Annotated in this window: 10 protein-coding genes; 5 read left to right on the top strand and 5 right to left on the bottom strand. The window is 66.1% G+C overall.

The window, feature by feature from the left end:
* The first annotated feature begins 146 nt into the window (after window positions 1–146).
* From HMI57_RS12985 to HMI57_RS12975, 3 genes are all read left to right on the top strand, one after another.
* Window positions 147–1,139, top strand: a complete 993-nt coding sequence (locus HMI57_RS12985) for a stage II sporulation protein M (RefSeq protein ID WP_171586437.1) — start codon at window positions 147–149, stop codon at window positions 1,137–1,139.
* A 169-nt stretch (window positions 1,140–1,308) separates the two neighbouring features.
* Window positions 1,309–3,084, top strand: coding sequence for a TIGR01906 family membrane protein (locus tag HMI57_RS19575; protein WP_346655207.1), 1,776 nt, complete (start codon window positions 1,309–1,311; stop codon window positions 3,082–3,084).
* Between the two features lie 588 nt (window positions 3,085–3,672).
* Window positions 3,673–5,028 (top strand): HNH endonuclease signature motif containing protein, encoded by a 1,356-nt coding sequence (locus tag HMI57_RS12975; RefSeq protein ID WP_228721103.1) that lies wholly within the window; start codon window positions 3,673–3,675, stop codon window positions 5,026–5,028.
* Between the two features lie 318 nt (window positions 5,029–5,346).
* Here HMI57_RS12975 and HMI57_RS12970 read toward each other — a convergent pair whose 3' ends face one another.
* Together HMI57_RS12970 and HMI57_RS12965 are read right to left on the bottom strand one after the other, a co-directional pair.
* A complete protein-coding gene (locus HMI57_RS12970) occupies window positions 5,347–7,170 on the bottom strand; it encodes an AMP-dependent synthetase/ligase (RefSeq protein WP_171586436.1) in 1,824 nt (607 codons plus the stop codon).
* A gap of 44 nt (window positions 7,171–7,214) precedes the next feature.
* The gene (locus tag HMI57_RS12965) at window positions 7,215–8,696 is read right to left on the bottom strand and encodes a glycosyltransferase family 39 protein (protein WP_228721111.1); all 1,482 of its coding nucleotides are present in this window, start codon (window positions 8,694–8,696) and stop codon (window positions 7,215–7,217) included.
* 337 nt (window positions 8,697–9,033) lie between these two features.
* Here HMI57_RS12965 and rsmI point away from each other — a divergent pair, with 337 nt between their 5' ends.
* Window positions 9,034–9,873, top strand: a complete 840-nt coding sequence (rsmI, locus tag HMI57_RS12960) for a 16S rRNA (cytidine(1402)-2'-O)-methyltransferase (RefSeq protein ID WP_171586515.1) — start codon at window positions 9,034–9,036, stop codon at window positions 9,871–9,873.
* 172 nt (window positions 9,874–10,045) lie between these two features.
* Window positions 10,046–11,527 (top strand): NAD-dependent succinate-semialdehyde dehydrogenase, encoded by a 1,482-nt coding sequence (locus HMI57_RS12955; protein ID WP_171586435.1) that lies wholly within the window; start codon window positions 10,046–10,048, stop codon window positions 11,525–11,527.
* A 29-nt stretch (window positions 11,528–11,556) separates the two neighbouring features.
* Here the strand turns inward: HMI57_RS12955 and HMI57_RS12950 are convergent, their stop codons facing one another.
* Genes HMI57_RS12950 through HMI57_RS12940 form a run of 3 tightly spaced genes read right to left on the bottom strand, consistent with a single transcriptional unit; the run spans window position 11,557 to window position 16,416 of the window.
* Window positions 11,557–13,986 (bottom strand): DUF3488 and transglutaminase-like domain-containing protein, encoded by a 2,430-nt coding sequence (locus HMI57_RS12950; RefSeq protein WP_171586434.1) that lies wholly within the window; start codon window positions 13,984–13,986, stop codon window positions 11,557–11,559.
* A complete protein-coding gene (locus HMI57_RS12945; protein WP_171586433.1) occupies window positions 13,983–15,440 on the bottom strand; it encodes a DUF58 domain-containing protein in 1,458 nt (485 codons plus the stop codon). Before HMI57_RS12945 ends, HMI57_RS12950 begins: the two co-directional genes overlap by 4 nt.
* A 7-nt stretch (window positions 15,441–15,447) precedes the next feature.
* The gene (locus HMI57_RS12940) at window positions 15,448–16,416 is read right to left on the bottom strand and encodes a MoxR family ATPase (RefSeq protein WP_228721110.1); all 969 of its coding nucleotides are present in this window, start codon (window positions 16,414–16,416) and stop codon (window positions 15,448–15,450) included.
* Between the last annotated feature and the right edge of the window lie 111 nt (window positions 16,417–16,527).

The following is a 16,527-nucleotide window of genomic DNA, read 5'->3' as shown; positions in this document are numbered from 1 at the left end:
CTAGTGCGCTTTTCCCCGACCAGTGTCTTTCTGCGAAGCCCAACGCGTCTCTCCGCAGCCTGAAGTTGTTCCTCCGCAGCCTGAACGGCGTCGGAGCGGCCTCTCCTTCTGAAGCTTATCTGGCATCGCCCGGCTAAGCTGAACGGGTGGATGTCGATGCTTTCGTTGAGGTGAACCGCCCGGACTGGGAGCGGCTTGATGAGCTGGTGCGGCGGCGGAAGCTCTCCGGCGCCGAGGCCGACGAACTGCTGGTTCTCTACCAGCGCACCTCCACCCACCTGTCAATGATCCGGTCGATTGCGCCCGAGAGTGCTCTCTCCGGCGCCCTGTCGATGAGGTTGTCCCGGGCACGAACCCGATTCACCGGCGCACGCTCGAACTTCATGGAGGATGTGGCCGGGTTCTTTGTGGTGTCCCTCCCGGCAGCGTTCTACCGTGTCCGCTGGCTGACCGTCGTCGTCGGCGTGTTGTTTATCGCGGTGGCCTGGATGTATGGGGCCTGGGTGGCGGGCACTCCCGGTGTCGTCGCGGCGATGGGCGGTGACGAGGTCGCCGAGCAGTATGTGCAGGAGGATTTCGTCAACTACTACTCCGAGAATCCGGCGGCATCGTTCGCGGGACTGGTGTGGACCAACAACGCATGGATTGCCCTGCAGGCGGTTGCCTTCGGAGCGACAGGCGTATGGGCGCCGTGGATTCTCTACCAGAACGCCCAGGCCGTCGGGATGGCCGGTGGCACCATGGCCGCCTATGGGGAGCTCGACACCTTCTTCATCTACATCCTGCCGCACGGATTCATGGAGCTGACAGCCATCTTCATCGCAGCGGCCGCGGGTCTGAGATTGTTCTGGGCGTGGGTGTCACCCGGCGCCCGGAGCCGCGCGAATTCCCTCGCCGAAGAGGGGCGCTCCCTCATCACCGTTGCGTTGGGCCTGGTACTGGTGCTGTTCATTTCCGGACTGGTCGAGGGTTTCGTCACCCCCAGCCCGCTCCCGGCCTGGCTGAGAATCAGCATCGGCTTCCTCGTGTTCGCTTCGTACTGGGTGTACACCCTCGTGCTGGGCCGCCGTGCTGTCAATGCCGGCTACACCGGAGACCTGTCGAGCATCGACCGCGGTGAGACTGTTCGCACCGCCTAAGGTAGCCGGTCTCTACGCCGGTCCCAGTGTGCAGGTCCTCTACCGAGGGTTCTTTTGTCTAGGCGACTTGGGACCAGTTGCCCGACGTCGGTCCGGCCTCCGCAGGTAAGCGGGGTTCGGCGGTACGCTCGAACGTAAGTACTTGCGCAATTTTCTAGGAGATAACCCAGTGGCTCAGAACGACGAGACCGACCAGCACGCCGGAGCTGACGCAACCTCCCCGGAGACCAGTGCCGCTGCCACCCCAGCGCCCGTCGAATCCACCGAACCTGCTGGCGAGCCCGCTATCGCGCTGCGCAGTTCGCTGCCAATGCGCAAGGCAAGCACCATGCCGGATCTCAGCCGGTTCGAGGGACGTGCCGCTGATGGCGAGCAGGAGGGAAACGATCCGCTCGATGGTAAGTCGGGCGCGGCTGAAGTTGCGGACAGCGAGCCTGCGGACAGCCATCGGGTAGGCGAGCCGGCAGGCGAGTCAGGGAACGACTTGTCGTCGAACGACACCTCCTTCAGCGACACATCTTCGAATGACCCCGCGTTGGACGAGACCCCGTTGGACGAGACCCCGTTGAACGACACCCGGGCGAGCGATGCGTCGGCGGACGAGACACGGGGAAGCGACACGGCTACTGGCCCCGCTCATGACGAGGCCGACGATACCTCGATTGCGGACTGGCAGAACGCCTTTGATGCGTTGGGTTCCCCCAACGCTGGCGATACCCAGGACACCCAGGGCGTTGCTCGCCCCGATGGTATTGCCGACGAGCACAGCACTGATCACAACAGCGCCAACCACAACAGCACTGACGAGAACAGCACCGATGAGAGCGCGGCTGGCCTTGGCGGCGCAGATCAGCGCAGCATCGACCACGACAGCGCCGACGACGACGGCGGCGATCCTCACGCCGGACCCACCGGTGCTGTTGGCCATGCCGCAACCTCAGGGAACGTCGAGCCAGACGCTCACGACGCAGCCGATTCTCACGACGCTGTCGAGGACCAGGATGCTTCCGATTCGCACAGCTCCACCGCTACGTCGGTTGCTGCGCCTGTATCGGCTGCAGCGGTTGCCAGTGCCGGAGCCAAGAACGACACCCGCACGAGCAGTGATGACGCAGAGTCCGACCCCTACTACCCGGAGCCTGAAACTGCAGCACTGTCCACCAGGGCATCCGAGGAGGAGGCACGCCGTCGTGCCGCCGAAAGAGACGGAGCGCTGACCGGAAAGCCCGTCATGGCGAGGGTCTTCCAGGTTCTCATCGCGATCTTCTTCCCAATCATGCTCCTGGCGGCCGCAATCCGGGCCGTCACGACCCCCCTCTTCCTCTGGGTGGAGTACCACCGGCCCGGATTCCCCTCAGACGGCTTCGGGTTCACCGCTGAGGACCGCATGACCTACGGTTCCTACACAGTGGACTACATCCTCAACTGGGCACCCCCTCGCTACCTGGGTGAGCTGGTCAACGCCGACGGCGACCAGCTCTTCCTCGACAGCGAAGTGGGCCACATGCTTGACGTCAAGCTGGTCCTGGTGATCAGCTTCGCCGTCGCGCTGGCAATGCTCGTCTTCACCGTTGCCGCCTGCTGGCACCTGGCACGCACCTACCCGGGTGGTGTTCGGCGCAGTCTCTTCGCCGGGGCGCTGACCACCCTGGTGTTGATGATTGCCCTCACGGTGACCGCCATCCTCGGCTGGCAGACCTTCTTCACCCAGGTGCATGCCCTGTTCTTCGCCGACGGGACCTGGACGTTCAGCATGGACGACACGCTGATCAGGCTCTTCCCGGCACAGTTCTGGATGGACGCCGCGATCACCGTGGCGGCGCTCGTGCTGATCGTCTCGCTGGTCACACTCATTCTGACCTGGCCTACCAAGGCTCGCCGGCAGAAGTCCCGCCTGGCAGCTGACGCTGCCCGGCAGCGCCAGCTGGACTCGCTCTCGCTCTAAGGGCAGGGGTCGGGCCGCCTCTGGGCGGGCGAAAAATTAATAGGAAAAGTTTTCTAGGCACCCCTGATTGGACCTTATTTTGGGGGTGGCGGGTGATGAACTTGAGGTATGGAAAGCAGCGGAGCTTCTTCTACCGGACCGGAGATTCCTCCCGGATCCGGCACGAATTCCGTTCCCGATAGCGGGGTCGCGGAAGCCACCTCAGCCACGTCCGTGGACACGTCTACAGAGACCTCCTCGGAGGCCGCGGCGGATACTTCCGAAGGGGCTCCTCCGGAGACTGCGGCGGAGAGGTCCAGGGAGTCTTCCGCGGAGGCTGGCTCGGAGTCGTCCGGAGACACGTCCACGGGAGCTTCCACTGGGTGTTCTTCTAGGTATGGGTCGGCTGGTCCGTTGGGTGTTGAGTCGGTGTGGACGGCTCCCGTCGTTGACCTGCCGGAGCCCGCGGCGGATACTGATCCGACTGAGGCTGATCCGAACGATGCAGATTCTCCGGACTCTGACTCATCTGAGTCCGATTCAACAGGGTCGGACTCAACAGGGACGGATTCGACGGAACCAGATTCGGGTGAGCCGGGTCCTGAGTGGTTGTTTTCTGAAGCGTGGGATCTCTTTCACTTCGGGGACGACCCGGATGTGCGGGTCCGTTCCAGTAGCGAACCTCCCGCACTGACTGGGCAGTTGCAGATGGCGGCGGTGGGCGGTTTGGACGCGGCTCAGGTGTTGGACACGTTGAAGGACATCGACGAGGCACGGTCCTGGCTGGACGCCCAGGAAGCCAAAGTCGTGACCCGGGCCCTTGACCTGCAAACCGAACACACCCGCCACGATCCGAGGGACTGGGGTTACGAGAAAACCGTCACCGCGTCGGAGATCAGCGCAGCCCTGCACATACCCGAACGCACGGCGGGGTTCCTCGTCGAGCACAGCACCCTGCTCACCCGGTACTGCCCGGCGACGCTGGAGGCGTTGGAGGCCGGGAAGCTCAGTAAACGGCATGCGTGGGCTGTGGTCGAGGAAGCCACCAGCATCCCCGACACTGACCCTGCGGTGACGGCTGATTTTGAGGCACGGCTGATCGGGATGGCGTCGCTGACGACGGTGGCGAAGTTCCGGCAGCAGGCGAACCGGCTCCGCGAAGAACTCCACCCCGAAACGATCACCGTCAGGCGTAAGAGGGCGGTGAAGGAACGCGGGGTGTTCCTGACTCCGAGCTATGACGGGATGGCCTGGCTCGAAGCCTACCTACCGGTCGATCAGGCTGCCGGGATCTTCCACCGGGTCGACACCGCAGCCCGTGCGTTGCAAGGCCACGACGAACCACGCACCCTCACCCAACTACGAGCCGACGTCCTCATCGATGTCCTCACCAGCGCCGGAGCCACCGGACATGTCCAGGAACCCAGTGACGAGGATCAACGTCAGGAACACCACCCCTATTGGGGTGTGCAGGCGAGAGTGTTCGTCACCGTCCCCGTGATGACCCTCCTCGGCGGGGACGCACCGGGTGAACTCGAAGGGTACGGGCCGATTGACCCCGACACCGCCCGGAGACTCGCCGGGCATGCCCCATCGTTCACCCGGATCCTTACCCACCCGTTCACCGGGGCGAGGCTTGGGGCCGATGCCACCACCTACCGGGTTCCGAAGGACCTCCAGGACGCGGTCCGGGTCAGGGACCGGACCTGCCGGCACCCGGGGTGCAACCGGTTGGCGGTGTTCTGCGAACTCGACCACACCACACCCTGGTCACACGGCGGGAAAACCAGCTACGGCAATTTGGCAGCACTGTGTAAACGCCACCACAAACTCAAATCCGAAGGCTACTGGCGCTACCAACAACCCGAACCCGGAATGATCATCGCCATCTCACCCGCCGGCGAAACCTACCTCACCCGACCAGACCCACCACCAACACCAAAGGAAGACCCACCACCCTTCTAGAGAACAGCAGCCTTTCAAGCTAAAGAACTGCAGACTCTCAAGGCCAACCGTCCCGAGGTGGCAACGTTGCAGTGCGGTCATGTCCCGAATCTGCGGAAGTTGGCGGCAGCCCCGTCTCCGGGTGGCTCAAGTTCCTGGTGCCCGGTCCCGTGGCAAGCCCTACGAAGCGCAGACCACCGAGTCAACGCCTAACCGGCGAAGCCCCAACCCAGCCAGCTTCCTCCCAACGCACCCTCGCTCGACTGCAGCCGTGACCTCCACTGCCCTCATCGAACAGCAGGAGCTCGCCTGCTGCCGACCGAGTGACCTGCAGCGGGCTCACGAGGTGCTGTAGAGGCTCTCCAGCTCCCTTTCCAGGTCTGCGACAACAGCTGCGCGCTTGAGTTTCAGTGTGGGGGTGAGGTAGCCGGAATCCGGTCCAAAGTCCTGGTCGAGCACAGTAAATTTGCGGATCTGCTCGGCGGCAGAGACATGGGAGTTGGCCTCGTCCACGGCTGACTGCAACTCGGCACGCACCCCGGCGTGTGATGCTGCCTCGGCGACAGTCAGACCACCGAGACCGGTTTCAGTTCCCCACGCGCCCACGGCTTCCGGGTCGAGCGTGAGGAACGCACCAATGAAGGGCCGACCGTCACCCACAACCACAGCGTGGGCAATCAGCCGGTGCTCACGGAGCTTCTCTTCCAGCGGCCCGGGCGCCACATTCTTCCCACCAGCGGTGACCAGGAGGTCCTTCTTGCGGCCGGTGATGGTCAGGAATCCGTCCTCGTCGAGCTGGCCAAGGTCGCCGGTCCTGAAAAAGCCGTCGTCGGTAAAAGCTTCAGCGTTGGCTTGCTGATTGTTGTGATATCCCTTGAACACCCCGACGCCTTTGATCTGGATCTCGCCGTCCGTGTCCATGCGCACGGTCGTGCCGGGCATCGGAATGCCAACGCTGCCGACCCGGGTCAATGCAACGGTGTTCGCGGTGCAGGGAGCCGTGCTTTCCGTCAGGCCGTATCCCTCCTGCACCTGGATCCCCGCCCCGCGGAAGAAGTGCGCCAGGTGTTCACTCAGCGGGCTTGCCCCCGACACCGTGTAGGTCACCTCGCCACCGAAGACACCCCTCAGCTTGGGATAGAGCAGGCGGTTGAAGAGGGCATGCTGTGCCTTGAGCAGCACCGACGGCCCGCGGCCGCCACGGGCAGCAGTATCCAGAGCCTGGGAGTAGGACACGGCGGCGGCGGCACCCATCTCGAACAGGCGGCCCTTGCCAGCATCCCTGGCTTTCTGCTCCGCGGTTGCGTAGATCTTCTCAAAGATGCGCGGCACAACCAGCAGGAACGTCGGCTTGTAGGTCGACAGGTCGTCCAGTAGCTCGGCGGCGTTGGCCGTATGTCCAAGCTTTACCCCACCAGCCAGGCACACCACCTGGACCGCCCGGGCCAGCACATGCGCGAGCGGCAGGAACATCAGCGTCCGGGCGTCCTTTTCGCGGAGCAGCTCCGGCAGGAACTCGAGAGTGTTCACTGCAAACAGGGCGAAGTTTCCGTGGGTGATTTCGCATCCCTTGGGGGCGCCGGTCGTCCCGGAGGTGTACACGAGCGACGCAACGTCGTCGAGAGTGCGGCTGGCCCGGGCGACTTCGAGTTCGTCATCCCCGACGGCCGACCCCTCGGAGACGAGCGCTGCGAAGGTGTCGCCGCCGTCGTCGTTGTTCATCAGGTATAACCGGTTATCCGAATCCGTGCCACCGAGCGCGGTCTGCACCACCTCGGCCTTGGCATCGTCCTCGACGAAGATAATCCCGGCGGCAGAGTCTTCAAGGATCCAGGCGACCTGTGATGCGGAGGAGGTCTCATAGATCGGAACAGTGACAGCTCCGGCGAACCAGATGGCGACGTCGGCCAGGGTCCACTCATACCGGGTTTTTGACATCACAGCCACCATGTCGCCGGGGCGCACCCCCCGCGCGATAAGGCCCTTGGCGAGGGCCTGCACCTGGTCAAGGAATTCGGACGCGCTGATGTCCTGCCACTGACCACCCTTCTTCACCGAGTACAGGGCGCCGTCGGGAGCCCTGCGGTGCTGCTCCAGGAGCAGGTCGGTGATGTTGGTGTCCGCGGGGAGGTTCACCAGGAGTTCGGTGGATGATTCGCGCATGGGGGAGGTTCACCTTTCACTAGGTGCGTCGCCAGGACGCAAAATCAGATCCAGCTGGGCATCCACATGCGGAGCCGCCACTGGTTATAGGGGATCAGTTCTGCCGTCCAGATTGGCAGGAAATAGGCAGAAAGCAATACTGCCGCGACCACGAACCCGCCGACGAGGATCAGGCCCAGACGCCGTCGGCTGGGACGGTCGGAGGCACCGCCCAACACGAGACCCAGGCAGTACACCAGGCCCAGGATGAGGAACGGTTGGAACGCGATGGCGTAGAAGAAGAAGGTGGTGCGCTCCGGGTACAGGAACCACGGGAGATAGCCAGCCGCGACGCCCGCCAGGATGGCACCGGCGCGCCAATCCCTCCGCCCCACCCAATAGAAAACGAGCACGATCAGGGCGATCGCCGCCGACCACCAGATCAGCGGATTCCCGACCGAGGAGATGGCCCGGGAGCAGGCGTCGACGGCGCACCCTTTATCGGCCCCCAGATCGCCCTTGTAGTAGAAGGACACCGGACGTCCCATCACCAGCCAGGACCAGGGAGTCGATTCGTAGGGATGCTCGGAGCCGAGACCTTCGTGGAAGGTGTAGGCGGCGCGATGATAGTCGGCGAGCGACCTGATTGATGCAGGCAGCCATTCCCATGCGGGAGCCGGATGGTCTGCTGCCCACTGGCGGTTGTACGCATCGGAAGACAGGAACCAGCCGGTCCACGTCGCCAGATAGGTCAGCGCCGCGACGGGAACAATCGAGACGAACGCCTGCAGGCCGTCCCTCAGGATGGCGCCCGTGATCCAGCGGTGCACTCCGACGATCCTGCGGGCGTTCATGTCCCACAGCACAGTCATGAGTCCGAAGACCGCAATATAGGGGATTGCCGACCATTTGGTACCGAGCGCGAGCCCCAGGCTGATACCGGCGACAATCCGCCACGGCCGGAACCCCAGCCACGGCCCATAGAGCAGGTCAGCCGCCGACGGCCGCCCCGTCGGGGACGCCGCGGCCAACGCCGACACCTTCCTGGCAAGCTTTTTCCGTGAACGATCACGGTCCAGCAGCAGCGCGCCGAAGGCGACCACCAGCCAGAACATCAGGAACACGTCCAGCAGGGACGTGCGGGAGTGCACCAGGTGATGGCCATCGACGGCTGTCAGGAGCCCCGCTACTGCACCAAGGATGGGGGACCCGAACAGCCGTTGGGCAATCAGGGCAATGATCAGGATGGACAGCGTCCCCACCAGTGCCGCCGAAAAGCGCCAGCCGAACGGGTTGTCGGAACCGAACAGTGCCATCCCCAGGGCGATCATCCATTTCCCGACCGGCGGGTGCACCACGTAGTCGGGGCTGTTCAGGATGATCCCGGTATTGCCGCTGTTGAAATCGGCGTCGGGCTCCTCGGGCCATTCCCGCTCGTAGCCGGATAGGAGATAGGAGTAGGCGTCCTTGACGTAGTACGTTTCGTCGAATACCAGCGTCGCCGGGTCGCCCAGCCGGACGAACCTCAGCACCCCGCCGATGACCATGACCACCAACGGCAACAACCAGCCGAGGATCCCCAGCGGCAATCGCTCACCCAGCAGGCGGCGTCGCAGCACCAGCGCGTCATAGGCAGTGCGGGGGGTGTACACCCAGCCATGAGTCGACACCGCTGCCACCGGTGGTGGGGTAACGGCTGTATGGCTCACCCTGCTTATGCTACTGCCAGTAGGTGATCCCGACCCGGTGATGCGGGTCTACGCTGGGATGGTGAACAGCACTGGGAACGAAGCGGATTCTGACGGCGACTACACCGACGGCGGCTACACCGACGGCGACGAAGCGTCCCACCCGGACTTCGAGCCAGCGGCCGACGTCGGGACCATCCACCCCGGTGGCCGGCTGGTGCTGGCGGCGACGCCCATTGGCAACGCCGCCGACGCGTCAGCCCGTCTGGTGTCGCTGTTGCAAACCTCCGACATTGTTGCGGCCGAGGACACCCGCCGCTTGCAACGGCTGCTGAGGGCGCTCGACATCAGAGTGCCCGGCCGCATCATCAGCTATCACGAGCACAACGAGGCCAGCCGGACGGCCGAATTGCTCGAACAGGTCCACGACGGCAAGACCATCCTCATGGTGACCGACGCTGGCATGCCCGCGGTGTCCGATCCGGGCTACCGGCTGGTGGAGGCCGCCATCGCCGGCGGGGTCACCGTGACCATGGCGCCCGGCCCGTCAGCCGTCCTGACGGCGCTCGCCCTGTCGGGGCTACCCACCGACCGTTTCTGCTTCGAAGGGTTCCTGCCCCGCAAGACCGGTGAGCGGAACTCCCGCCTCGCCGAGCTGGCCGACGAGCGACGCACCATGGTCTTCTTTGAAGCTCCGCACCGCCTGGAGGTGATGCTGAGGTCGCTGCACCAGGTTTTCGGCCCCGACCGTCCGGCGGCGGTGGCCCGCGAACTGACCAAACGCTATGAACAGGTGCTGCGGGGCCCCCTGGCGGAACTCCTGGAATGGGCTGAAGAAAATGAGGTGAGGGGTGAGATCGCCGTCGTCGTCGGCGGCGCGCCACCAGCCGCCCCAGCGAAACCGGAGGACAGGGTGGCAGCGGTCGCCACCCTCGTGGACCAGGGCATCCGTCTCAAGGACGCAGTGGCAGCGGTCGCCGAGGAGTCGCGGATCAGCAAGCGGGAGCTCTACGCGGCGGTGATCGCCGCCCGCTAGCGGGGGCCCTCGGACGCCGGGCCGGCGTTGTGCACCCGGACAGCGGGAAGCGGATGGGACCGTGCAGGCTGGCATGGACAGCCTGACAAGCGCGGGACTAGCGTGGTGCCCAGGCGGCAGATCTGCCGCGACTTGATTTCCCGCAACGAAGAACCTCTTGGAGGCACCAACTATGGCAGTTACCACCCAGCGTGAGCAGGAACTTCTGGCGCAGGTTCCCACCGGACTGCTGATTGATGGGCACTGGCGGGACGCCTCCACCGGGAAAACCTTCGACATTGAGGACCCCGCCACCGGCGAAACCCTGCTCACCATCGCGGACGCCAGCCCAGAGGACGGGATGGCAGCGCTGGACGCAGCCGCCGCCGCACAGGAGAGCTGGGCCCGCACCGCGCCCCGTGAGCGCGGCGAGATCCTGCGGCGGGCCTTTGACCTGGTCACCGCCCGGGCGGAGGACTTCGCCCTGCTGATGACCATGGAGATGGGGAAGCCGCTGGCCGAAGCGCGCGGCGAAGTGACCTACGGCGCCGAATTCCTGCGCTGGTTCTCCGAGGAGGCGGTCCGGACCACCGGCAGGTACTCCACCTCGCCCGACGGCAAGACCCGCATCCTCGTCAACAAGAAGCCGGTAGGCCCCTGCCTGCTGATCACTCCCTGGAACTTCCCCCTCGCGATGGCCACCCGCAAGATCGCCCCAGCCATCGCTGCTGGTTGCACCATGGTGCTCAAGCCCGCGAACCTCACCCCACTGACCTCGTCGCTGTTCGCCGCCGTCCTGGAGGAAGCGGGCCTGCCCAAGGGCGTGCTGAACGTTGTCCACACCTCCGACGCCCAGGGCGTCACCGGACCGCTGATCGAGGATCCGCGGCTCCGCAAGCTGTCCTTCACCGGTTCGACGCCGGTGGGCCGCAACCTGTTGGCCGCCGCAGCCAAGAACGTGCTGCGCACCTCCATGGAGCTCGGTGGAAACGCACCCTTCGTGGTCTTTGAGGACGCCGACGTCGACGCCGCCGTAGCCGGGGCGATGCTCGCGAAGCTCCGCAACATGGGCGAAGCCTGCACGGCAGCGAACCGGTTCATCATTCACTCATCGGTCGCCGGGGAGTTCGCGGAGAAGTTCGCGGCGAAAATGAAGACCCTTCAGACCGCCCGCGGCACCGAGGACCACTCAACCCTCGGCCCCCTGATCGACGAGAAGAGCCGGACCAAGGTCCACGAACTGGTCACAGCGGCAGTCGACGACGGCGCAACGGTAGTCGTTGGCGGATCGGCCGTCGAGGGGCCCGGCTACTTTTACCAGGCGACGGTGCTCACCGATGTGGCGCCGGGATCCCGGATCCTGCAGGAGGAGATCTTCGGGCCGGTCGCGCCGATCATCACCTTCGAATCCGAGGACGACGCCGTCCGCCTCGCCAACGACACCGAGTACGGGCTGGTGGCCTACGTCTTCACCCGGGACCTCAACCGCGGGCTGCGCATCGGCGAACGGCTGGATGTCGGGATGCTCGGGCTCAACGCCGGGGTGGTCTCCAATGCGGCGGCACCATTCGGCGGCGTCAAGCAGTCAGGACTCGGACGCGAGGGCGGTTCCGAGGGCATCGAGGAGTACCTCTACACGCAGTACGTCGGCATCGCCGATCCGACGGCGTCCTGACGTTCCTTGGGCTAGCTGTCCCAGGACAGCTAGCCCCGGGCGTCCCCGGACAATGATCGGGGGAGCAGGAACGCCCTGATCCTGGCTGCCCTGCCACTGCTGTCGCGGAGTGCCCCGGCAATTGCCTGCACGTCGTCCCAGCCAAGAGGTACGGCCCGGCCTGGCGCGGTCCCCGTCCAGGGGCCCGTCGGGCTACCGCCTCGGCCGGTGGCCCGTGATGGGGCGCCCTCGGCGACTACAACCAGCGACGCGGGGTCCGCATACTGGGCGGCCTCGTAGGCAGTCCGGAGCCTGAGGAGGGCAGACCCCGCAGCCCCGCCGATCCCCGTGGTGGCGGTCAGCCGCGCCGCGAACGTCCGCGGGGTGTCGGTGGGCAGGGCGGGGTGGCCGTAGTCGGCGGCAAGATCCACCACCTCAGCCCAGGCCAGTGCTGCCGCAGCGCTGTCCCCTGCGGCTCCGGTGAAGCGCCGTCGACGGCGCTGGCGGCGCAACGTCCGCAGCAGCAGCGGGACGAAAAGCAGCAGCACCCCTCCCACCAGGACGCCCATGACGAGCGTCGAGGTTTCGCGGGCCCGTTCAGCTGTCTCCGCCTCGGTCTGCGGGTCCTCCGCTGCCTGACCGGGAGTGCCGGTGGTGCCCTGATCCGTGAGCGGATTTCCGCCAGGGTCCAGATTGTCGGGGTTGGCCGCGGGGGCACCCGGTGCGAACGCCGTCTGTGCGTACTCCGGGACCACGCCCCGGGAGGGGGTTGGCTCGAACTTCACCCAGCCGAGATCGTCAAAGTACAGTTCGGGCCACGCATGGGCGTCAAGCGAGGTGACTGTGAACTCGGTCAGTTCCACGCCGTCAGGCCCGGTGACCGTTTCGCCGGTCGGGGTACCTGGCGCGTACCCGACAGCAACCCTGCTGGGGATTCCCGCCACCCGGGCCATCACTGCCATCGCACCCGCATAATGCACGCAGTAACCGGACTTCGATTCAAGGAAGCGCGCGACGACGTCGAGGCTGTTGCCGTCATACCCGCCCTCCACCGGGGCATCCACGGAGTAGGTGAACGATGGCCCCCGAAGGTAGTTCTGGATTGCCAGCGCCTGCTCGTAGGGGTTGACGATGTCCTCAGTCAACTGTGTGGCGGTCTGCTCGATGATGGCGGGGGTGGTGTCCGGCAGGCTCAGGAACTGGGCGTCGACTGCGCCCTCGGCTACCGGGCCGACGGCCTGCAAACGGGTCCGGGTGAGCGCTGGCCCGGCGCTCCGCACGACGTACTCCTGCTGCGCTGTCGACCCATTGTCGGTCGCGATGATGCTGTGGTTCAGCGGGTCCCAGGACCAGCGTCCGGCCAGGTTGGAAAAGCCCACCGGAGCGTAGGGCGCCAGCAGCCAGGGGCTGGTGAAGGTGTCGGTGGTGATCCGCGTGGTGGTGACGACGCCGTCGTCGATGGCGGCGCGCACCTCGTCGGTGCCCATCTCCTCCACCCCGGGCTGCCTGATGCTGTGCCGCTGATCGGGTTCCCAGCGCTCCCCGTCGAAGTCTTCGAGGGTCACCGCCCGCAGGTAGAGGGCCTCGGGGGAATTCGTGGCGTAGGTGATCCGGCCGAAACCGGTGGGGTTCCGCAGGTCATTTCCCAGCGTCACCACCGGATTCAGCCCGGTCGCGGTGCCCCAGAGATTGACCCGAGCGCCCTGGGGGAACAGGCCCACATTGAATCCGGGGATGGCCAGGGGCACCAGGATGGTCACCGCGAGGGCCGCAGCGCCGATCGACAGTCCACGGGCGAGCCGCCCGCCAGAGGCGTCCCGCGACGCTCCGGTGGCCTGGCTATCCCGCCACTGGCTGCAGCCGAGCAGGATCAAGAAGCCGACGACGGCCGCCACGAAGCCGGGTACCCCGACGCTCTGCGGCCGCACCACGGCAGGCACCACCAGGATCGCGAGCAACGCCAGGCCGCTGGTGGCGGGCATCCGCAGCGTGGTGGCCAGCGTGTCCGTAAGAATACTGATCAGGCCCATCGCGGCGCAGACCACCAGGAAGATCCCGGTGCCCGGTAGGACCGGGGCCACCTGGGATACCACTGTGTTTTCTGCGTGATTGAGCAGGACGGTGAGCCGGCCAGCGGCGCCCTCGCCGGGAAAAATGCCGAAGACGCTCTGCGCGGGGAAGTACTGCCACACCAGCGCACCCACCAGCGCCACGAGCCCAGCAACCGGGACCAAGGCTGCGGGCAGGCGGGCGCTCCGCGCCGCCCCCATGACCAGCAGTACGGCGCCGACGGTGAAGGCCAGCGGGTTGAGCCAGGTCCACCCGAACAGCACCGAGTGCAGGTTCAGCGAGGTCAGCATCACCGCGGCGAACACGGCCGCCGTCGAGAGCCAATGCCGCTGATCCCTGCGGAGCCGACCACCGGAGCGGGGCTCGACCCGTTGCGTCGGTGTGGCGGGGCGGGGGAGGGTCGAGGTCATGCCCGCCCTCCGGTCCAGCCGCCCGCGGACGGCACAGTGGTCTTGGCGGTCGATGCGCTGGCAGCGCCGGGGGAGTCGAAGTAGGTCCAGGCCGCAGTCAGGTCGGCTGAGGGAGACACTGCTACCGCGTGCCACCCGGCGGCGCGGAGGATTTCCATCACCGGGTGCAGGTCCTGCGGCCGGTCCGCGACGAGGATCGCGAACGACGTCGAACCGAATTCGGCCGCCGCCGCGAGGTCGCGCGCCTCCGCCGCTGTGATGGCACCGAGAATGGCGAGCAACGGGCCACGGTGCTTGTAGGTCGCCAACTTATCCATCATCGGGTCGCCGAACGGCGTGAACCGGTTCGGGCCGGCCTGGGATGACCGTGGCGGACTGGCGGCGCGCCGTGACGTGCGCCGGGTGGTCGTTCGTTTCGCCGGATCGGGGGACAGTTCCAGTGCCGCCAGCCCTTCGGCGACGTTGTGGATACCGGTCTGGCCCTGGTGCTCCTCGTCGTCGGGCCAGGGGGCGGAGACCGACGAACGCAGTGCCGGCGCGCCCGTCTCATCGACAAACCGCAGGGCATAGTTCCGCTCAAGCAGGTGCGCGGTGATGGACATGGCGGCGACCACAGCCCATTCGAATCCGGGGGAGGAGAGCAGGGACGCGCCGTCGTCGTTCTCGACGCCGAAGGCCGAATGGAAGCCGGAACTGTAGCGGGCCTGCCGCTGATCGAGGATCAGGGTGGCCTCCGGCGTGGTGACCGACTCTTCCTGGCGCACCATCAGTTCGTTGTGGCGGGCGGTGGCGGCCCAATGGACCCGGCGCATCGGATCACCGGCGCGGTACTCGCGGGTCATGACGTCGTCGTCGCTGGGATTGGCGTTGCGCCGGGTCGCGGCGAACCCGTCGGCCCCGCGGGCACCGGTCAGCGGTGAATGCGGCAGGTCCAGGGGCGCGGGCGTGACGACCAGCCGCTCAGTGCCTCCCAGGGTATGCCGGGAGGTTCCCAGCCCGAACGGGTCGGTGAAAGCGGCGGTGACCGGACCGACGTCGTACACGCCGCGGGAGGAGGACCGCAGCCGGTACTCGTAGTGGCTGGCACCCTGGGCGCTGGGATGGCGGGAGGGGAAATGGAACTCCGGTGACTCCCCGAAGCGGGCGGGGATCCTTTCCTGCATCACCACCGTCCCACTGAGCGGACCGCTGGACCTGACTGACAGGGTGACAGTGGAGGTGAATCCGGTTTCCATTGTCTGCGGGGCAAACTTCCGCTCAACCGTAAAGCGGGGTTTGATCAGCCGCAGCATGAGGACTGAAAGGAGCGGAAGGCAGACGAGGAGAACGCCGACGTAGAGCAGGTCCCGGCGGCCCAGGACCTGGGCCGTGAGCAGCGCCAGTACACCAGTGATGACCAGCCCCCACCCGCGCGAGGTGAGGACCCGGGAGGGTAGGTTGGCCAGCAGTCGCACGGCGGTCCTAGGTTCGAACGTAGGAGTTCGACGCGGTGCGTTCCACCGGAACCTTTGCGAGGATTCCTGCCACCACTGACTGGGGGGTCTCCCCGGTGCTCAGCGCCTTCCGATCCAGGATCAGGCGGTGCGACAGGACCGGCTCGGCCACCGCCGCGACGTCGTCGGGCAGCACGAAGTCCCTGCCTTGTAGCGCCGCCCCCGCTTTTGCGGCCCGAAGCAGCTGCAGCAGCGCGCGGGGGCTGGCGCCCAGGCGCAACTGGTGGTGCCCGCGGGTACCGTGGCCGATGGCCACCGTGTACTCCCGCACCGCGGGGGAGACGTAGACGCTGCGCACCCGCTCCATCATCGCTGCGATGTCGGCCACGTTGGCGGTCGGCTGGACCGCATCAAGTGGCGACACCGACTGGTGGGTCTGCAGCATCTGCAGTTCGGCGTTCCGGTCCGGGTACCCCATGGAGATCCGGGCCATGAACCGGTCCCGCTGCGCTTCGGGCAGGGGGTAGGTGCCCTCCATCTCGATGGGATTCTGGGTTGCCACCACCATGAACGGCTCGCCCAGGCGGTAGGTGCCGCCGTCGACGGTCACCTGGTGTTCCTCCATGCATTCCAGCAGGGCCGACTGCGTCTTGGCGGAGGCACGGTTGATCTCATCGCCGATGACGATGTTGGCAAACACCGGGCCCGGCCGAAACTCGAACCGGTGGGTGTCCTGGTTATAGATCGACACCCCTGACACATCCGAGGGCAGCAGGTCCGGCGTGAACTGGATGCGGTTGACCGTGCAGTCGATGGTCCGGGCGAGTGTCTTCGCCAGCAGCGTCTTTCCGACTCCCGGCACGTCCTCCAGCAGCAGGTGGCCCTGCGCCAGCAGCACCGTGAGGGCCAGCTGCGCGGCTTCCGGTTTGCCGTCGATCACCGTGTTGATTGACCCCAGGATCCGGCCCGCCAGCTGGTCGAAGTGCTCACCGGACATGGTGCGCGCCTCACCTGAGGGGTCGTCACGATCAGTGGTGACGTTGGCTGAGGCATTCGGTGAGGCGTACTGGTTGTGGGCGTCCATGCGAACCTTCCGCGAGCACTGCAC

This window comes from Arthrobacter sp. 260 (genome assembly GCF_013116745.1).
In the GTDB taxonomy this organism is placed as follows: domain Bacteria; phylum Actinomycetota; class Actinomycetes; order Actinomycetales; family Micrococcaceae; genus Arthrobacter_D.
The sequence above is the reverse complement of the archived record's forward strand: the minus strand, read 5'-3'. Positions and strand labels throughout refer to the sequence as shown.